This is a genomic window from Cryobacterium sp. TMT2-42-4 (genome assembly GCF_004402645.1).
Lineage (GTDB): Bacteria > Actinomycetota > Actinomycetes > Actinomycetales > Microbacteriaceae > Cryobacterium > Cryobacterium sandaracinum.
Genome location: NZ_SOFT01000046.1, coordinates 1 through 16893, shown reverse-complemented (window position 1 = coordinate 16893; position 16893 = coordinate 1). Strand labels below are relative to the sequence as shown.

Here is a 16893-nt window from a genome sequence, read left to right as displayed (position 1 = left end):
CCGGCTGGCCAGCGTCAGGGCGAGTTGCTCCCAGGCCATGACGTCCCATTCGTCGGAGGCAACACGGGGGAACTTCGCAATGAGCAGTTCACCTCGGCCGTTGACAACGGCAGCTTTGGGCCGGGCGCCACCGATAGAGCTTCCCGCGCGCAGGAGCAGCTGCAGCGATTCGTCATCGGGGTGGTCGCTCTCAACAGATTCGACGGCGTTGAGAAGTCTCGACAGTCCGACCAGGTGCGGCACGCTTGCAGCCGCCGGCCCCAACCAATCAGTGGTCCCAGGACAACGGAACCGGAAGGCGCCTTGACGTAGGTCGTCGCGAACACCGAGCGTGTAGTCCAGTTCGCCGAAACTGCGTTCAGCGACACCGCCTTGGGTAGCACGGTGACGTTCGGATCGTTCGATGAGTTTGCGTCCCCAGCGGTCGGGAGCGCAGTCGGTGAACGCCCCGAAAAGGTGACGCCCGTCCGCAGTGTTGAAGGACCCGGATGAGAGGGGTAGTCCCGGATCGAGCGAGTACGCGTCTGGTCTGGCCAGATAATCGATGTCGTAGGTGAAAGTGGCGCTCTCGGAGTTGCGTCGACGATGCGCGTAGACCGTGCCGGCGCGGATGTTGACACCATCTATTTGCACCCATACTTCCGAGTCAGACATCGGACTGTTTCTTCGGCAGGCTCTGACGCACACGCTGCGGGAGAACTTCCTCGGAGCGAAGCCGGCCGATGTCGCTGCGATAAGGGTCGGCGCTCTCAACCACCGTGTCCATGATTCCCAGTGCCCGGAAGACACGCAGCGCCGTCTCGAGGCTGACGCCTCCCTGCCCCGATTCCAGCTTGTGGAGGGTTGCCCGGCTCATGCCCGCGCGGTCGGCGACCTGCGCAGCAGTCAACCCGAGAAGTTTCCGCCACGTCTGAACGTCCGTGCCAAGTTCACGGAGAGCACGCCGGACCGGGATGGGTGTTGTACGCTTGTCGACCATTAGATTTTCTCCCTAACGCCTATTATTTTATACACTAACGCTTATAAAGTATTTGATACTTCGCATAAAAGCATTTCTTCTTTCGGGACGGATTACAGCACACCGGACGAGTATGCCGCGCGTTAAGCGTGTGGCCCGCAGACTCCTGCACCTCTAAGAGCGGAGCGGCTCTCCCGCAATTGGCAGGGATGTCGGTGCGGCCCAAACCCACAAGACCCATAGGCTCCGGTTGCCGCGCGATTATTACGTTCGCGTCCACGGCAACGATTACTCCGTTGATCCGGCCGGGATAGGACGGATGGTCGAGGTTCGGGCGGGCCTGGCTCAGGTCACGGTCACCCTCGAGGACAGGTTGTTCGCGTCCCATGACCGGGCATGGTCCACTGGGCAAACGATCACCGATCGGGCTCACGTTGCTGCTGCCGCGACTCTCCGAACCGCGTTTCACACCCGTGTGGACCCGGTCGAGGAGAGCCTGGAACGAAACCTCCTCGACTATGACACGGCGTTCGGGGTCCGGTTCGACCTCGACGGTGAGGTCGCCTGATGGGCCGCGAAACGATCAGCGAGATTGAGTACTTCGCCCGTGCGCTGAAAGCACCCAGAAATCAGAGACGCCGCCGCCCGGCTCGCTGAGGGCTAGATTCGTCCGCTCGTCGATGCAATTTGGTCTCGATTGTTTATAACCATCACGAATATCGGCGTTGAGCCTATGGGAGGCGACGATCGAGATGGATGGTGACTTCGTCGCCGTCGGACTTGCGAATGCGCTTTCGGACCGCAGCGGCGATGGGGAGCTTGTGCGTTCCGTCGCCAAGAGCCATGAATGCTCCCCTGAAGGGCTCACCGTCAACGGTCCCTTCGACCTTCACTAGCCCACGGGTATTAAAGACGAGCGCCGAGTTCGGCATCTGCACGCAAGTCCAGGTGTCCCCGTTCCGGACCTTGCCAAGTACTGCAGAGAAGGTGATGTCGAGTGCTGCTGATTCCTTGGTCATGATGGTGGCCTTTCAGACGAACATGCCGACTATGGCACCAATGATCTTAAGCTTCGCGAGCCAGTCGGTCACGAGAACCCTCGTTCGCTGACTAGGCCGTAGACCCCGGGCCGCTCAGGACGCGCCGGCTCGAGCCCGATCCCGATCCCGGCCAAGAGTTCCATAATCTTCGGAAGCTCGGCGATCAGGACGGGGCCTGGGACCCAGCACAACAACAGTGGGTCCACCCAAGCTGACCGGTGCGAGACCCGCCACCGAGCCAGGAACTTACCGTCACTAGGCGCGGCGAAATCATCCATAGGCGATACGCGAGTACCGCTACGAATCGGAGTCCCCCACTCCAACGATTAGCCCCGGCACTCATGCTCGTCTGCGCCAGGCGATACATGCCGGGGCTTTTTCGTGCGTACTCCACAGTTCGGCCACGCAATAAGAGGTAGGCAGCCGCTGGCAGGCCGCGCATTCGTGAAGCCAAGCGATATCACCGCCCCTTTATAAGGACTTCTACGATCGAGTAAGTGATCTGTTTACTCGAGGCTATATTGTTCTATTTATGGAGCTAACTACGAATCCTTTCAAGCCAGGCGCAGGGCGGGTGCCACCGGTTCTGGCAGGCCGCTCCGACCTGCTCGGTGAATTCCGCACACGGCTGTATCAGGCGCGAGAAACGGGGGAGGGGGAGCGGCCTTGGATCCTCTCCGGGCTCCGCGGAGTAGGGAAGACCGTGTTGCTCAATCAGCTCGGACGCGACGCGGGCGAGCTGAAGTTGATCTTCATCAAAGTCGAGGCCTCGAGCAGCAAGCCCCTGGCCGTCGCACTGGCCAAAGAGCTCCACCTCGCACTTCGACGAGTCCTCTCAAGCTCTGACCGTGCCAAAGCGCTCTGGTCCAAGGCCGCCCGCGTGCTTCGTTCATTCCAAGTGCGTGTCGACCCGTCCGGGACCTACTCCTTCACTGTCGACGTTGAACCGGAGCGCGGCGTAGCCGACAGCGGCGATCTCGCCGTCGATCTCCAGGAGTTATTGGAGACCATCGGGCTTGCTGCGCGTGAGGCCAACTCAGTTATCGTGCTGGCCGTCGATGAACTTCAAGAAGCCTCATCCGAGGATCTCGCGGCTCTCAACGTCGCCCTGCATAACCTCGGTCAAGACGTCTTCCCCGTCCCGGTCGTTTTCGTCGGCGCGGGGTTGCCGTCCCTACCTGCCGTGCTTGCTGATGCGACTAGCTACGCGGAGCGCCTTTACGACTATCGTCAGATCGGTTTGCTCGACACCGCCGCGACATCTGATGCCCTGACTGCCCCGGCACGTGCCAATGGAGTCGACTGGGAGCCTGACGCCCTGGATGCAGCGGTGACAGCTTCGGGGGGATACCCGTACTTCATTCAAGCCTGTGGCAGTCATGTCTGGGCCGTCAGGGCCACGGATACCATTTCTCTGCAGGATGCCCAAATCGGGATCGAGTCAGCGCGAAGTGAAGTGGAACAAGGCCTGTATCAATCGAGGTGGGAGCGGGCTACACCGACTCAGCGGGCCTTCATGTCCGCAATGGCCGTCGACGACGATGCCCCCTCTTCAATGGCCGACCTCGTGACCCGGTTGCGGAGGAAGCGCACTACGGACCTCTCCGTCAATCGTCGAGACTTGATCCGGGGCGGTCACATCTACACGCCAGAACGCGGTTTCGTCGCGTTCACCGTGCCCGGCATGGCTGACTTCATCGGCAGATAAGGGGAGTAGCCCCGTGTCATCCGCGCCGACGTCGGCACCTGCTCATGCCTCGCGATCGGACCGTTGGCAGCACCTGGCGAGGCGTACGCCGTGCAGGCGGGGGCCTCGGCGTCCGGCCAGGACGTGAGCACCGTCACGTCAAGCGCGGGCGTAGCGCAGCGCAAGTTGGCGCAGGGTGGCTTCGATGCCGGCGGCGTTCTTCCGAGGGACGCCGAGCAATTCGAAGACCTTGCCCTGCGCGGCTGGGACGGTGCTGTAGTCGAATGTCTCAGTGACGCGCGTAGACGTGGGCGTGAGCGGCGTGAGTTCCCAGCGCCACCGGTGGCCTGCTGGGTGACGCCATTCCACAAGCCGACCGTCATCGAAGCGCGTCACCGTGCTGGTGATGCGATACCGGACGCCGAACTGCTGCATCGCTACCGAGAATTGTGCGCCCTGGCTGAGCCGCCGCGGACCCGACACCGTGTCGCGGACGGTGCCCGAGCCGTCCAGCTCACCGTGACGGTGCGGATCAGCCACCAACGCGAAAACGTCGTCGGACGAAGCCGACACCTCGACAGTGCGCGCGATTCGGCGCGGTCCTTGCTCAACCTGTTCGACCGTCATGCTGCCCAGCCTAGGCCGCGGCTACGTAGGACCGCGCCGCGGCCATGACCTCTCGAGAACGTCCCTTCGAAAGCGCTTCGGCCGGCGCCGCATCACCTGGTTCCGGGTTCATACCCATAAACCACGCCCTGGCAACGTCAGCCGAATGAACCGAACATAGGATCTCGAGCACCTGAAATGTGTCTCTGAGGAGCTTTTCACTCGCTTTGTGGCGGTCGCAGGCGCTCTCTCACACGATCGTTGGTGCTCAACCGCACGATTGGGTAGTTGCCCAAGGGCGTAAATACTCACCGAGGCACCATGGCCTCACAACGCGCTACTCGCCAACTCGCCCAGTGGCCCCGTACGTCAATAACGCTGACCCCCCAGAAGCGCGAATACTCAGCAGTCGTCAAATGCGACGGTGAAACCACGCCTGCGACGTTCGGGGAGTCCGTGTCTAGGGCACGGCCGATTCATTGAGCTGTGCGGAGAATGAAGCGAGCCAGGAATCGATTGCACCGAATATGACGGGTTCAGGGAATCGTGCGCTCAAGCTCGCGGCCATGTGCTCCCGGACGATGGTGTCATTGCCCGCGGAATACATGGCGACGAGGTACCGGATCCCGTCGTGAACGACGGCACGGATTTCTGGCCTTTCGGCCACGTGTTTGCGCATCGCTGATAGCCCAACTCCGCGTTCATGCCCTGGAACCACGCCTGGACTACCTTCGCCCTATCCCCAACAACGTGGCGCTCCGGCACATGGCCACGCCCCGACAGTCCGCCGTGCTGCGCGAAAAGCTGCGGGCGAAGGAAGCGGCGCAACTGCACCCGGCCGCGGTGAATCTGCCGGAGGGGGAGCGGGTCGGCCGCCTCGTCGGGCGGGGGAACCGGTGGGTGTATCAGGGGTGGCGGGACTTGGGCGTGTACGTGTTTGGCACCGGCCGCGGCAAGACCTCCGCGCTCGTCATTCGGCACATGCTCGAAGCTCCTGGCGCCGCGATCATGACCTCCAACAAGGTCGACGGTGTCCGCGAAACCCTCGCCGGCCGCGCCGGCCACGGCCAGGCGTTCATCTTCGACCCCAACCGCATCTACCGCCAGGACCTACAGCCTGACTTTGTGTTCAACCCGCTCGACGACATCCGAAGCGCTGCCGACAGACCGTCGAGCCGTTGGCGGCCGTACGGGGCCTGATGGTGGGTGAACATGCGCTGCCCGCCAAGGATGGTGCGGTCGACGAGTTGCTCGACCGGATCCTGGCGAACCCGACGGCACCGGGGGCGCTGTGCGCTCACGGTGAAATACCGCGCGCGTTGCTCATCGTGGCGCGGGCATCGGGCCTGGTGACCGCACCTGCACGCGCGACAGAAAAAGGCGCCGCTTGGCGCGCCTATGGGCACCAAGACGGAGTCCTCGCCCTGGAGTAACCCCGCCATTTCTGCTCCGCTGACCCCTTCACCCCCGAAGTGCCAGCCGTTTTCGGATCGCGCAGCGTGGTCCCACGTGCGCTCACGTTGAGGAGCTATTTTGCGAGAGGGCGGAACTCAGGGCGTGGTGGACCCGACGCGGGCAATCGTCTCGGCTTAGCCGTCGATCGCGGCCCAGTCCCGGAAGTCCCGTTCCGACAGCAACGTGCGTCCGGCGGCACCATCTAACGGGCTGCACCGCGCGGTCGGGGCGAGGACGACGACGCCCATGTCCAAGTTCGATGAAAGCCAGGCCGTCGTCCAAGTAACCGTGCGGTTGTCCGCCCGGTTTTCCCGGTTTCCCGACGTCCCGGCAACGGTGGTGCAATCGGCCGTGCGCGACGAACACGCCAAGCTCGACGGCCGAGTACGCAACTACGTGCCGGTCTTGGTCAAGCGAGCCGCCTGACAGCGGCTGGCGATGATCGCCCCCGTCGATCAATCGATTCGCGTGGGCTCCTCCCACCGCGCACCCGGTCCACTGCTGCGCCAATCGGTCGCCGACCGGGCGGATCGACCCGGCCGCTCGAGTTCGAGGGGCGTCCGGCGCGAGCCGGCCAAGGTCGCTACGTCGGGTCAGCCAATCCGGTTGAGCCCGTCAGGATATCGGACTGCAAGATCTCGCGCATCTTCCTCGGTTCCTCGAACAAGGGGCTGTGCGCGGATCTGGTGAACGTGTAGAAGCCCTTCAACGGTGCATCAAGTTGCTCGAAGTACGACTTGGCCAAGGGGTAGGAGACCGTGTAGTCGTAAACGCCATGAAGGAAATACACGGGGATCTCAAGCCGGGTGACTTTCTTGGTCAGATCCGTCGAGAGCAGGGTGTTCCACAACTGGTCACCGGAGAAGATCTTGCCCCGCCACGTGTTGATCTTCTCGCCGAGCGTGTACTCCCGGTTCTGGAAAGACGGCAGCAGCAGACCAGAAACAATTGACCTCATCTTGTGGGTGGTGCCGATGCCGAGGCGGTGCATGGCCGAGTCGCGAACCGAGAGGTAGGACTCCGGCAGCGGGACCGAGTCGCTGATGGGTGCTTCTTCGAGCATCCGCACCATCTTCGCGTCGCCGTCATCCTTGAACTGTTGGAGCATGTAGGCGGACGCGAGCTTTTCGGACTCGAGCTGGTCCGACATCTGGGCCACGCCAATGTACGCGTGGTAGAGCTCGGGGGCTTGCGCGGCGGCCTGGATTCCGATGAAAGTTCCGCCCGAATGGCCCATGAGGTAGATCTTCTGGTGTCCGAAACGCTCGCGGAGGTAGTTCGTCACCGACAACGTGTCCGCCACGAGCTGTTCCTGGTTGACGCTCTCCGGTGAGACCACGGAGCTGTAGGAGAGACCTGAACCGCGCTGCTCCCACCAGACCACGGTGAAGTACTCGTCCAAACCCGTGGGGTAGTCCTGGGTGAGGAAGTAGTCGGGCATGCCCCCATGGAGGTAAAGCAGCACAGGGTTGCTCGAGTCCTCGCCCTTGATGAACATGCCCTGCTCGACACCGTCGATGTTGACGTGGAACTTCTCCGAGATGCTCCCCGGCAGCACGCTCCCGTCGGCATCCAGGAATGGCCTGGGTCGTCCAGGGCTCCACCACAGCAAGATCCCTACAAGAACGAGCACTGAAAACATCAAGCCTGAAACCGCGGTCACCATGACACGCCGAACCCTTCGCGCGAACCTCCAAGCGGCCCAACCGCTGCCGTCGACATCAACCATCATTTCGCTCCCTTCCCGCAGCCCGCCCAGCTGGAGCTGGCTACTGATGTCTACGCTGTAGACAATAGTAGTCTACGCAGTAGACTCGACGGTCGATCCGACCACGGGTCCGCGGCGTTCTGCGAGGAGGATCCATGGCGGCACAGGGACTGACGCGCGAGATGCTCACGTCGGCGGCCTTGCGCATCGTCGACGACGACGGGCTGCACGCTCTGTCCATGCGGAGGCTGGGATCAGAGCTTCGCGTCGACCCGATGGCCGCGTACCGACACATCCCCAACAAGGGAACCCTGCTCGACGAGGTCGTCGAGGCCGTCATGTCCGAGATCGACACCGACGCCGTCGACGCCTCGCTCCCCTGGCAGGACCAGCTGCGCGCGCTCGCGGTCTCTTACCTGGCCACGCTGATGGCCCACCCGAACGCAGCGCCTCTGATCGCCGAGCGCTCGCTGCGCGGGGCCGGTTCGCTCCGCGTGGTCGAGAAGGCGCTGCGGATCATGACTGATGCCGGGGCGCAGCTGGGCGACGCGGTCGCCACCATCGACGCGATCGGCCTGCTGGCCGCCGGAATCGCGCAGGCGTCGAGTGCCTCAGTCGAGCAGGCAGAGGCGACCGCGGGCAACCCTCTCGCCGGGCTCCCACCCGAGGGGTTCCCCCTACTTGCTCAGGCCGCCGCAGCGGGAGCACTCTCGGACGGGCTGGCCGACGTGCTCAACTTTGCTATCGACGCCATGATCGCCGCTCTCGAGGCGAAGTCGCCGTCGGGCCACGGCCCACGGGTGCCGTAGATCCGTCCGGTGGCCGACCGGTACCGCACGGTCTGGCCGGGTGGCTGGGGCCTTCAGCCTGCCTAGGCCCTCGCGGCGACGGCAGACCGGGGGCATGCATTCCTGATCGCGTGCGACGGGTGCCGCAAGGTGTGCCTGAGCCTCGCGCTGGCCTACGGGGTCCGCGCTAAGCCTCGATCCACCGGTCCGGGTCTCGCGGCCCGGATGTTCCGCTGGTGCTCCTGTTGATGCGAATGTCGGCTGGTGGGTCAGGTGGGGCGGGTTGTCTCGGTCTGAAGTTCTGGTCCAATAGGGCTGTCCAGGGTTTCTCCCAGGGCCCGTGCTCGGGCAGGTGCAGGGTGATGCGTCGCGCGGAGGGTGAAATGCGCGCGGGGACGCTGACGAGTTTCCGGCGGATCGTCGCCGTGGTCGCTCGGGCGAGACCGTTCCCCGCCATGGTCGCGACGGCGCGGGTGAGGCTAAAGGCCATGACGGCGAGGACCAGACAGGCGGCGTTGGCGGTGAACACGCCCGTGGGAAGGTGAGCCAGAACGCTGCTTTTTTGGACGGAATTGACGAGCTCGATCACCGCGTGGGCGCGGTGGGTTTTGTCTGCTGTGACGGTGTCGAGGGTGCTGGTGGTGAAGAAGGCATGGAGCGGATATCGCGCAAGGGGAGCAGTCATGGGTTGTGCTCGCCGATCCGGAGGGCAATACATTCTGCATTCTGGAATCCCCGAACTCCACGGGATCGAGCCCAAGTAGCCAGATCGTTCTTCAGAGGCCGCTCCCCTGAGTCAATCATCACGCGTAGTTCCGTAACGCGTAGTTGCGTATCTTGACCAGCTCTGTTACGTTACCGATAGATACGCAATAGGAAGTTGGTTCTGATGTCCGAGTCGCAAATGGCGCCGCGCCGCCCCGGTGGCCGTGGCAGCGATATCGGGCGCCCCCGTGACCCGGACATGGATCAGGCCATCCTTCGGGCGACGATTGAGTTGCTCTCCGAGGTCGGCTACGTCCGCGTTTCGGTGGCGGAGGTCGCCCGGCGGGCGGGGGTGAGCAAGCCGGCCATCTACCGGCGGTGGTCGCAAAAGTCCCAGCTCGTCGTCGAGGCGATGGTGACCCAAATCCGCCCCGGCAAGGACAACGACTCCGGCAGCGCCGCCGGTGACCTAATGACCCTGACCGACGAGTTGATCGATGTCCTGACCCGGACGCCTCTCGGCCGCGTGCTGCCTGGCCTGGTGGCCGAGATGGCCGCCGATCCGGTGCTCGCCGCCAGCTACCGCGATCTGATCATCAAGCCAAACCTGCGACACTGGCGCGCGGCCGTCGAGCGCGGAATGGCCTCCGGCGAGCTCGCCCTCGATACGGATGTCGACTTCGTGCTCAACGCGCTTGTCGGCCCCCTGTATTTCAGCCTTCTGATCACGGGAGAGCCCATCGCGGCCGGCTACGCACGCGCTGCCGTCAAGCTTGTTCTCGCCCCTTACACAACCGCTCCCAGCTAACACCCGTACGTCGGCACCTCCCGTTGCTTTGCGCCTTCAGGTGAGCGTGTGGTTCCAACGCGCCTGCGCTCCACAACGCCCGGGCAAGTCGAACGAGCTCACCGCACGATCACTCTTCAACCCATTGCACTTTCCGACAGGACAACACATGACCAACCCGACCACGAAACCCCTCCAGATTCGCTCCGCGACAGCCATCCCCGCGTCGGCCATTGCTTCGGCGAGGGGCCTGGTGAAGACCTATGGGCGGGGCGACACAACGGTGCCAGCTTTGGCGGCTATCGATGTTGATTTCACTCGTGGTGAGCTGACAGCGATCATGGGTCCATCCGGGTCGGGCAAGTCCACCCTCCTGCACTGCATGGCCGGGCTGGACACAATCACCTCTGGGACCGTGACGATCGACGGCGAAGACGTCGGCCGGATGAACCAGCGCCAACTAACGAAGCTTCGCCGCACCCGGCTGGGGTTCATCTTCCAAGCCTTCAACCTGGTTCCTACGCTCACTGCGGCGGAGAACATCACATTGCCGCTGGACATCGCCCGTAGGCCGGTCGATCGTGCGCACTTTGACACGATCGTGGCCGCGGTGGGGCTGGAGTCACGTCTACACCATCGCCCCAGCGAGCTGTCGGGAGGTCAACAACAGCGAGTCGCGTGCGCCCGAGCGCTCGTCGCCAAACCTGCGGTGATCTTCGCCGATGAGCCCACCGGCAACCTCGATTCGAAGGCGTCCACCGAGTTGCTGGGCTTTCTGCGCCGCTCCGTCGACGATCTCGGCCAAAGTGTCGTCATGGTCACCCACGACCCCCGCACGGCCACCTATGCCCACCGTGTCCTCTTCTTGGCCGATGGCCGGCTCGTCGGCGAATTAGTAAACCCTACACAAGCATCCGTGCTCGAAGCGCTCGCTAGTCTCGACGCTGCCCCCACTGCGGACAAAGGCAAAACCGACAACGACACCTCTGCAATGCTTCTCCCGGTGCGTATCTGATGCGCCGCGTGGCGTTGCGCGGAATACGCGCGCATCTCGTGCGATTCATCCTCTCGGTCCTGGCTGTCGCGCTCGGAGTCGCATTCGTGGCAGGCACTTTCTCCCTGCGCACAATGATGTCTTCCACATTCTCCGGAATCGTGGACTCGACCCTGCTCGGAGACGCCTACATTCGCGGAGCCGAACCTGCGCTCGGGCGCAGTATGACCGGCACAACCGGTGAAGCCCGCAACACCGTGCCTGCCGCTCTTGCCGGTCGGATTGCCACAGTACGCGGTGTCGACCAAGCGTTCGCCGAGATTTCCGGCCCGATCGTGCTCGTCGGCAAAGACGGCACTGCGGTCCAGAGCACCCGATCGCCTAGCTTCGGGGTGGCGTTGTATCCCGACGACATCACCGTCACGGTTGCCTCCGGACGCGCCCCCAGCGGACCGGCCGAGATCGCACTCGAGTCCGCGACCCTGGCGTCTTCCGGTTTGTCGGTGGGAGACCAAACGAAAATCGTTGTGGCCGGCGAAATTCGCGCTGTGCGGGTCACCGGGAAAATGTCGATGGGCACCGCACTGGCCGGGGCCACGATCGTGTACCTTGACGTTGCAACCGCCACGGCGGTCTACGCCCCAGACGGCATGGTCTCCTCGATCGCCGTATATGCAGATTCGGATGTGACCCAAGCGAACCTGGTCGCAAAACTGACCCCAGTGCTTTCGCGCGACAAAACAGCCGTTGCCGAGGCTCTCACCGGTGACGCAATGCGAGCCGAAGCGCGCACGGACATTGAAGCTCAGCTCGGGTTCGTGCAGGCGTTCATGTTGGTATTCGCGGGCATCTCGCTATTTGTTGGGGCCTTCATCATCTCCAATACCTTCTCCATGTTGGTGCGCCAGCGCACCCGCGAGTTCGCTCTGTTGCGCGCCGTTGGCGCGTCGCCGACCCAGGTGTTCGCGTCCATCCTCATCCAGGCCGCCGTTGTCGGTTTGCTCGGGTCCGCGCTGGGAATCGCGGGGGGCCTTGGCCTGGTCTCGCTGCTTCGGATCGGCTTTGACCAGGTCGGCATGGACCTGTCCGGATCCATCCCTCTCGATGCTCCGACCGTGATCGTCTCGTTGCTTATCGGCACCGTCGTAGCCGTCGTGGCGGCCGCCCTGCCGGCCCGCCGCGCCGCCCTCACCGCGCCGGTCGAGGCCATGCGCGAGGCGACGGCGACCGAGAGGTCTCTGCGTGTCCGCACTATTATCGGCGGTGTTCTCGCCACCTTAGGTGCTGCAGGGCTCGTCGTGGCGCTACTCGCGCCCGACAGCAACGGGTCAGCTCTGGTCGGCGTCGGTGCGGGGCTGCTCGCCCTCGGCACGCTGCTTCTGGCCCCGTTCCTCGTTCGCCATTGCCTGGGGGTGCTCTCCGCGGTGTTCGTCGCCGCAGTCCGGCCGCTGGGTAGGTTGGCCCGCGGAAATGTCGTCCGCAACCCGAGACGCACCGCGAATACTGCCAGTGCGCTGATGATCGGCATGGCACTGGTCGGCGCCGCCTCGGTCCTGGCTGCTTCGGCCACGGTCTCCACCCGCGCCATCGTCGACGACGGCTGGACGTCGGACTTCTCCATTCAGTCAACTACCGGAGTGCCCGTCGGCGCGGTGGCTGATGTCCGTGCGCTCGACACTGTCGGCGCGATGGACGTGCTCGCCTACGGCCCCACCGTCGTCGTCGGCCCGGGGGAGAGCGCAGCCAAGCAAGATGCCTCGTTCGTCGTCGGACTCCCACCGAAGGCATTCGGGCGCACCATCGACCTCGATGTCGTGGAGGGTTCCCTCGACACCCTTGCCGACGGCGCGATCGCGGTGCAGGCGAGGACCGCGAAGGAACGCGGCTGGACTGTCGGCGACACGGTGACGTTCGCCTCCCGGGCCGGTGCCGTGTCGGCGTCGGCGCGGGTGGGTGCAATCATCGACTCCCGTCTGATCGGCGATTCCATCGTCATGTCGGACAAGCTTCTCTCCCAAGTCGTTCCCTCAGGCCAGGTAAGAATCGATTTCCTGCTCATCCACGCTGCTCCTGGGGTGACTGCGGCGAACCTGCGCGCCGACCTGGTCAAGGCGGTCGGACCATATGTGGTGCTCTCAGTATCCGACAAGGGTGACTTTGCGGACGGACTTGCGGGCCAGGTCAACCAGATCCTGGTGATCCTCTATGCGCTCCTCGGGCTCTCGATCATCATCGCCATCCTGGGCATCGTCAACACATTGGCCCTGTCGGTAATCGAGCGCACCCGCGAGATCGGCCTCATGCGCGCCGTCGGCCTCGGCCGGCTCCAACTGGCCGGGATCATCACCATCGAGAGCGTCTTGACGGCCCTGTTCGGCACCGTCGTCGGCGTTGTTCTTGGCGTTGCCATTGCATCAGTGATGCCGACCGTGTTCAACGGGGTCGGTCTGACCACACTGGCCATCCCCTGGGCGCAGCTCGCCGGCATGCTCGTCTTAGCTGTCGTCGTCGGCGTGTTGGCCGCATTGTGGCCAGCATCCCGTGCCGCCCAACTGCCCGTGCTCGACGCCGTCGCATCCGACTGAGTCACCACCACCAGCCCAACCCAACCCACCCCAACCCCACGAAAACGAAGGCACGTATCATGTCAGCCACCCGCACGGACCGCGTCAAAAACTCTTTCCCCCGCCAAATTCGGGACGCGACCCGATGAGAACCTTCATGCGGTGGTTCGTCGTTGTCGTGATCGTCGGGCACGGTCTCATCCACCTGCTCGGCGCAGCCAAAGGGTTCGACTGGGCGGAGGTGGAGGCTCTCACCCAGCCGATTGAACCGGCGCTCGGCCTGGTCTGGCTGACCGCCGCCGTCGTGGTCATAGCGACCGGGGTGCTGCTCGCGGCCCGCAATCGCAGGTGGTGGGTCGCCGGCACTATCGGCGTCCTGATCTCGCAGACCGCAATCCTCACCTCATGGAGCGACGCTAAAACAGGCACGCTGGCAAACCTCCTGCTGTTGGCCGCCCTGGGATACACCTTCGTGTCCCACGGCCCAACGAGTTACCGCGCCGAGTACCAGCGTCGCGTGCAGGCCGCGCTCAGCGAAGCCCAACCGCGCTCCGGCGTAGCCGTGACCGAAGCCGACCTGGCCCACCTGCCAGGGCTGGTCGCCGAGCACGTCCGTCGCTCCGGGGCAGTCGGTCAACCCCGGGTGTCTTCCCTGCGCGCCAATATTCACGGCCGGATACGTGCCAGCGCCACGTCGCGATGGATGACCTACACCGGCGAGCAGGTCAACACCTACGGGCCCGCGCCCAGCCGGTTGTTCTGGATGGACGCCACGATGTTCGGCCTGCCGGTCGACGTCCTCCACGTCCTCGTCGGGCGCACCGCCACCATGCGCGTCAAGCTGTGCTCGATGCTGCCGATGGCAAATGCTGCAGGGCCGGAGATGGATCGGGCCGAAACCGTGACACTGTTCAACGATTTCTGCATCCTCGCCCCCGCGGCGCTCATTGACGCCCCTATCGTCTGGCAGCCCCTCGACGACAGCCATGTCCGCGGGGTTTTCACCAACGGTGCGCAGACCGTGACCGCCGACCTGACCTTCTGCGACGGCGACCTCATCGACTTCATCTCCGACGACCGGATGAGCACCGCCCCGGACGGCTCCACCTTCACCCCTCAACCCTGGTCGACACCCGTGAGCGACTACCGAGCTTTCGGCACCCGGCGACTCGCCACCCGCGGCGAGGGCCGTTGGCATCCCACTGCCCCCCGAGACCAGTTCGTCTACTTCGAATACAACCTCGACACCATCACCTACAACCCCGACGCCACAGCGGCCGGCGCGCCAGCCCGAGTTCGAAGGTCGGTCTAGTACACCAAACGGATCTCGTTGCGCACCGTGTTAGCTCGCCCCCGTGGGTAGCTGGAGCCTCCGGGAATCCTCAGGCCGCATATCCGGTGGCATCAGTATTGAGACATCCGTCACCAAGGCCACGCACCGAGAGAACGGGCTCATGTCGGGGTTCGCCACACCGCCGGTGGTCGAGATTGTCCGTGTTTTTGCCAGGCTCAATCACAGGCGCGACGTGCCCGATTGCCGTGGGTATAGTTTGGAGATATGGGGGTGTCGTTTTCGATCGACCGGGTGAGTACCGACGATCTGATGTCGCTGGCAACCGAGCGTGGAGCCTCGCCACTGCAGGTAGGTGCCGTGCTGATCGTCGACACGGCTGACGTGCTCGGTACGGGGACTGGGCTCGATGTCGAGCGGGCTGTCGCCCTTCTCGCCCGGCGTCTACCGGGCGTACCGCGCCTACGGCAGAGGCTCGTGCCCGCGCCGTTCGGCTGCGGACGTCCGATCTGGGCGGACGATGCCGATTTCGACGTGACCCAGCACGTGAGCGTCGTCCCCTGCCCGGCCCCCGGGGGCGAGCAGGCGGTACTCGATCTAGCCGCAGTGCTGCTCGTCACTCCGCTGCCGCGCACCCGTGCGCTCTGGGCAGCCACTCTTGTCACCGGAGTAGCGCGGCACCAAGCCGCGTTGATCGTCGTCTTTCACCACGTGCTCGCCGACGGAGTGGCCGGCCTGGTCGTGCTGGGCGGGCTCGTAGACCAGTCGGACGCTACCGGGAAGCCCAGGGCCGTGGGCCCGAAGACGCGTGAATCCGATTTCCCGCGGCCGCAAGCATCCATTCGCCAGCTCGCCATCGACGCCTGGACCCGCCGGCTAGGTTCGCTGCGAGCTCTCCCCGCTCTGCTGCGCCGCCTCCGCGATGCGGCCCGGGAATTGCGGTCGGTGCGGTGGACGCGCCTGAGGTCAACGTCGCTCAACCGGCCGACCGGCCCGCGACGAAGCCTCGCTACGGTCACGGTGGCGCTGGACGGGATCCGCAACGCCGGTCACGCCCAGAAAGCCACGGTCAACGACGTCGTGCTCACCGCGATCGGTGGCGCGCTGCACCGGCTCCTCGCGTTGCGCGGCGAGGCTGTCGACCGGTTCATCATCTCGGTGCCGTTCTCCGAGCGGCGCGCCGCGACGCACGGAGACCTCGGCAATCGCAGCGGGGTGATCCCGATCCGGGTACCCGGCGTCGGCGCCGCGGAAAGTCGATTGCGATTCGTAGCAGAGGGGACCCGGGAGGCCAAACGGTCGTCGCCCGGTGCGACGACCGCCCTGCTCGGCCCGTTCTTCCGGGTGCTCGCGCAGCTGGGACTATTCCAATGGTTCGTCGACCGGCAGCGTCTAATCCACACCTTTGTAAGCAATTTGCGCGGGCCAGGACAGCGACTCTCAATCTTTGGCTGCCCGGTCACCGCGATTGTCCCACTGAGCGCCGCAACGGGAAACGTGACCGTCTCATTCACCGTGCTCTCATACGCAGGCGATCTCACGATCACTCTCATCGCCGACCCCGATGCTTGCCCCGACTTGGCCACGCTGCAGGGTCTGCTCGCCGAGCAGCTAGCAGAGCTCGCCAGCTGAGCCTATGGCCCTCGTCGATCTCAGCAAAGAGAGGCGGTTACTGCACCCTGCCGGGCGAGCGCTCCTACGCCGAACTCTCCTGCCACTGGCCAAGGCCCTGCACGAAGGTTCTACTGAGGCAATTTGGGAAAGTCGCGTCGGGGCCGCTGCCGGGTAACGTTCCGACGAGACCGCCCAGGATGCACCGGTCGATCGCGACGAGTCGCCCGAGTCCCCGCAATAAATTCCTTGGCCGGCATCTAGCCCTAGAAGTCGGGCACGTCGGGCACGTCGGGCAGAAACTACTGCGGGCGCGGGCCGTGCCATCCACCAATAACGTTGTTCCCGACGATCTGCACGACGCCAATGGTCGGCCGGGCGAGTCCGGTCAGTATCTACTGGAATTCAATCCTCGCAGAACCCTCAGCGGATATGGAGCGAGGGAGAGCTCCATCGACCGAGTCTCTGTTGCGCGCGGTTAGCCTCCGCGCAACAATGCCCCTCGAACGGCTTATCCGATTAGTTCCACGCCTGGTCTCGGAAATCGCGGATACCGTGCTCGCTCCGGCTCTTCAGAGCCAGCGTGATCAGATGAGTCAGTTCGCGAAACCCCCGCTATCGGCGTCGGGTATTTGAACACTGGGCCCGTCTAGCTTTCTGGGCTCATCCGGCAACGAACGCGCCAGCCATGAGGTCAAT

16 protein-coding genes and 1 pseudogene are annotated in these 16893 nt (G+C 64.3%); 11 read left to right on the top strand and 6 right to left on the bottom strand.

All coding sequences use genetic code 11. From position 1 onward, the window contains the following. Both E3O18_RS15150 and E3O18_RS15145 read right to left on the bottom strand, forming a co-directional pair. The coding region (locus tag E3O18_RS15150; RefSeq protein WP_166784948.1) for a HipA N-terminal domain-containing protein at positions 1-654 on the bottom strand (654 nt) is incomplete at its 3' end. Next, positions 647-979: a helix-turn-helix transcriptional regulator gene (locus tag E3O18_RS15145; protein WP_134418448.1), complete on the bottom strand. Its 333-nt coding sequence runs from the start codon at positions 977-979 to the stop codon at positions 647-649. The genes E3O18_RS15150 and E3O18_RS15145, both read right to left, overlap by 8 nt. 229 nt (positions 980-1208) lie before the next feature. On the opposite strand from E3O18_RS15145, the gene E3O18_RS15140 reads away from it, so the two are divergent. Continuing rightward, entirely contained in the window at positions 1209-1526 is a 318-nt protein-coding gene (locus E3O18_RS15140) for a hypothetical protein (protein ID WP_134395608.1), read from the top strand. A gap of 163 nt (positions 1527-1689) precedes the next feature. Here the strand turns inward: E3O18_RS15140 and E3O18_RS15135 are convergent, their stop codons facing one another. Continuing rightward, positions 1690-1977 carry a DUF1905 domain-containing protein gene (locus E3O18_RS15135; protein WP_134395609.1) on the bottom strand — a complete coding sequence of 96 codons (288 nt, stop codon included), beginning with the start codon at positions 1975-1977 and terminating at the stop codon, positions 1690-1692. A 553-nt stretch (positions 1978-2530) separates the two neighbouring features. Here E3O18_RS15135 and E3O18_RS15130 point away from each other — a divergent pair. Then, complete coding sequence (locus E3O18_RS15130) at positions 2531-3706, top strand: ATP-binding protein (protein ID WP_134395610.1); 1176 nt, start codon at positions 2531-2533, stop codon at positions 3704-3706. A 138-nt stretch (positions 3707-3844) separates the two neighbouring features. Here the strand turns inward: E3O18_RS15130 and E3O18_RS15125 are convergent, their stop codons facing one another. Beyond that, a complete protein-coding gene (locus E3O18_RS15125) occupies positions 3845-4312 on the bottom strand; it encodes an SRPBCC family protein (RefSeq protein ID WP_174722049.1) in 468 nt (155 codons plus the stop codon). A gap of 744 nt (positions 4313-5056) precedes the next feature. Here E3O18_RS15125 and E3O18_RS15120 point away from each other — a divergent pair. The 3 genes from E3O18_RS15120 to E3O18_RS15110 all read left to right on the top strand — a co-directional run bounded on the left by E3O18_RS15120 (position 5057) and on the right by E3O18_RS15110 (position 6172). Continuing rightward, complete coding sequence (locus tag E3O18_RS15120) at positions 5057-5491, top strand: type IV secretory system conjugative DNA transfer family protein (protein ID WP_134395615.1); 435 nt, start codon at positions 5057-5059, stop codon at positions 5489-5491. Then, a complete protein-coding gene (locus E3O18_RS15115; RefSeq protein ID WP_134395616.1) occupies positions 5491-5724 on the top strand; it encodes a hypothetical protein in 234 nt (77 codons plus the stop codon). Before E3O18_RS15120 ends, E3O18_RS15115 begins: the two co-directional genes overlap by 1 nt. Positions 5725-5992: 268 nt before the next feature. Continuing rightward, positions 5993-6172 carry a hypothetical protein gene (locus E3O18_RS15110; RefSeq protein ID WP_134395617.1) on the top strand — a complete coding sequence of 60 codons (180 nt, stop codon included), beginning with the start codon at positions 5993-5995 and terminating at the stop codon, positions 6170-6172. A gap of 157 nt (positions 6173-6329) precedes the next feature. Here E3O18_RS15110 and E3O18_RS15105 read toward each other — a convergent pair whose 3' ends face one another. Then, positions 6330-7358 (bottom strand): alpha/beta hydrolase, encoded by a 1029-nt coding sequence (locus E3O18_RS15105; RefSeq protein ID WP_198410930.1) that lies wholly within the window; start codon positions 7356-7358, stop codon positions 6330-6332. A 251-nt stretch (positions 7359-7609) separates the two neighbouring features. Between E3O18_RS15105 and E3O18_RS15100 the strand changes: the two genes are divergently transcribed. Next, a complete protein-coding gene (locus E3O18_RS15100; RefSeq protein WP_134395618.1) occupies positions 7610-8263 on the top strand; it encodes a TetR/AcrR family transcriptional regulator C-terminal domain-containing protein in 654 nt (217 codons plus the stop codon). Positions 8264-8561: 298 nt separating this feature from the next. Here the strand turns inward: E3O18_RS15100 and E3O18_RS16360 are convergent. After that, positions 8562-8909: pseudogene (locus tag E3O18_RS16360) on the bottom strand (transposase); the annotation flags it as partial. A 222-nt stretch (positions 8910-9131) separates the two neighbouring features. On the opposite strand from E3O18_RS16360, the gene E3O18_RS15085 reads away from it, so the two are divergent. The 5 genes from E3O18_RS15085 (at position 9132) to E3O18_RS15065 (ending at position 16215) form a co-directional block, all read left to right on the top strand. Next, complete coding sequence (locus E3O18_RS15085; RefSeq protein WP_134418447.1) at positions 9132-9755, top strand: TetR/AcrR family transcriptional regulator; 624 nt, start codon at positions 9132-9134, stop codon at positions 9753-9755. 148 nt (positions 9756-9903) lie between these two features. Then, positions 9904-10749: an ABC transporter ATP-binding protein gene (locus E3O18_RS15080; RefSeq protein WP_134395620.1), complete on the top strand. Its 846-nt coding sequence runs from the start codon at positions 9904-9906 to the stop codon at positions 10747-10749. A 113-nt stretch (positions 10750-10862) separates the two neighbouring features. Beyond that, entirely contained in the window at positions 10863-13313 is a 2451-nt protein-coding gene (locus tag E3O18_RS15075) for an FtsX-like permease family protein (RefSeq protein WP_347232355.1), read from the top strand. A 124-nt stretch (positions 13314-13437) separates the two neighbouring features. Next, complete coding sequence (locus E3O18_RS15070; RefSeq protein ID WP_134395622.1) at positions 13438-14604, top strand: DUF6544 family protein; 1167 nt, start codon at positions 13438-13440, stop codon at positions 14602-14604. Between the two features lie 273 nt (positions 14605-14877). Then, positions 14878-16215 carry a wax ester/triacylglycerol synthase domain-containing protein gene (locus tag E3O18_RS15065; protein WP_166784585.1) on the top strand — a complete coding sequence of 446 codons (1338 nt, stop codon included), beginning with the start codon at positions 14878-14880 and terminating at the stop codon, positions 16213-16215. Positions 16216-16893 lie beyond the last annotated feature (678 nt).

Coding starts and splice junctions, on each gene's coding strand:
- E3O18_RS15145 (WP_134418448.1), bottom strand. CDS start 979: ATGGTCGACAAGCGTACAACACCCATCCCGGTCCGGCGTGCTCTCCGT.
- E3O18_RS15135 (WP_134395609.1), bottom strand. CDS start 1,977: ATGACCAAGGAATCAGCAGCACTCGACATCACCTTCTCTGCAGTACTT.
- E3O18_RS15130 (WP_134395610.1), top strand. CDS start 2,531: ATGGAGCTAACTACGAATCCTTTCAAGCCAGGCGCAGGGCGGGTGCCA.
- E3O18_RS15125 (WP_174722049.1), bottom strand. CDS start 4,312: ATGACGGTCGAACAGGTTGAGCAAGGACCGCGCCGAATCGCGCGCACT.
- E3O18_RS15120 (WP_134395615.1), top strand. CDS start 5,057: ATGGCCACGCCCCGACAGTCCGCCGTGCTGCGCGAAAAGCTGCGGGCG.
- E3O18_RS15115 (WP_134395616.1), top strand. CDS start 5,491: ATGGTGGGTGAACATGCGCTGCCCGCCAAGGATGGTGCGGTCGACGAG.
- E3O18_RS15110 (WP_134395617.1), top strand. CDS start 5,993: ATGTCCAAGTTCGATGAAAGCCAGGCCGTCGTCCAAGTAACCGTGCGG.
- E3O18_RS15100 (WP_134395618.1), top strand. CDS start 7,610: ATGGCGGCACAGGGACTGACGCGCGAGATGCTCACGTCGGCGGCCTTG.
- E3O18_RS15085 (WP_134418447.1), top strand. CDS start 9,132: ATGTCCGAGTCGCAAATGGCGCCGCGCCGCCCCGGTGGCCGTGGCAGC.
- E3O18_RS15080 (WP_134395620.1), top strand. CDS start 9,904: ATGACCAACCCGACCACGAAACCCCTCCAGATTCGCTCCGCGACAGCC.
- E3O18_RS15075 (WP_347232355.1), top strand. CDS start 10,863: ATGATGTCTTCCACATTCTCCGGAATCGTGGACTCGACCCTGCTCGGA.
- E3O18_RS15070 (WP_134395622.1), top strand. CDS start 13,438: ATGAGAACCTTCATGCGGTGGTTCGTCGTTGTCGTGATCGTCGGGCAC.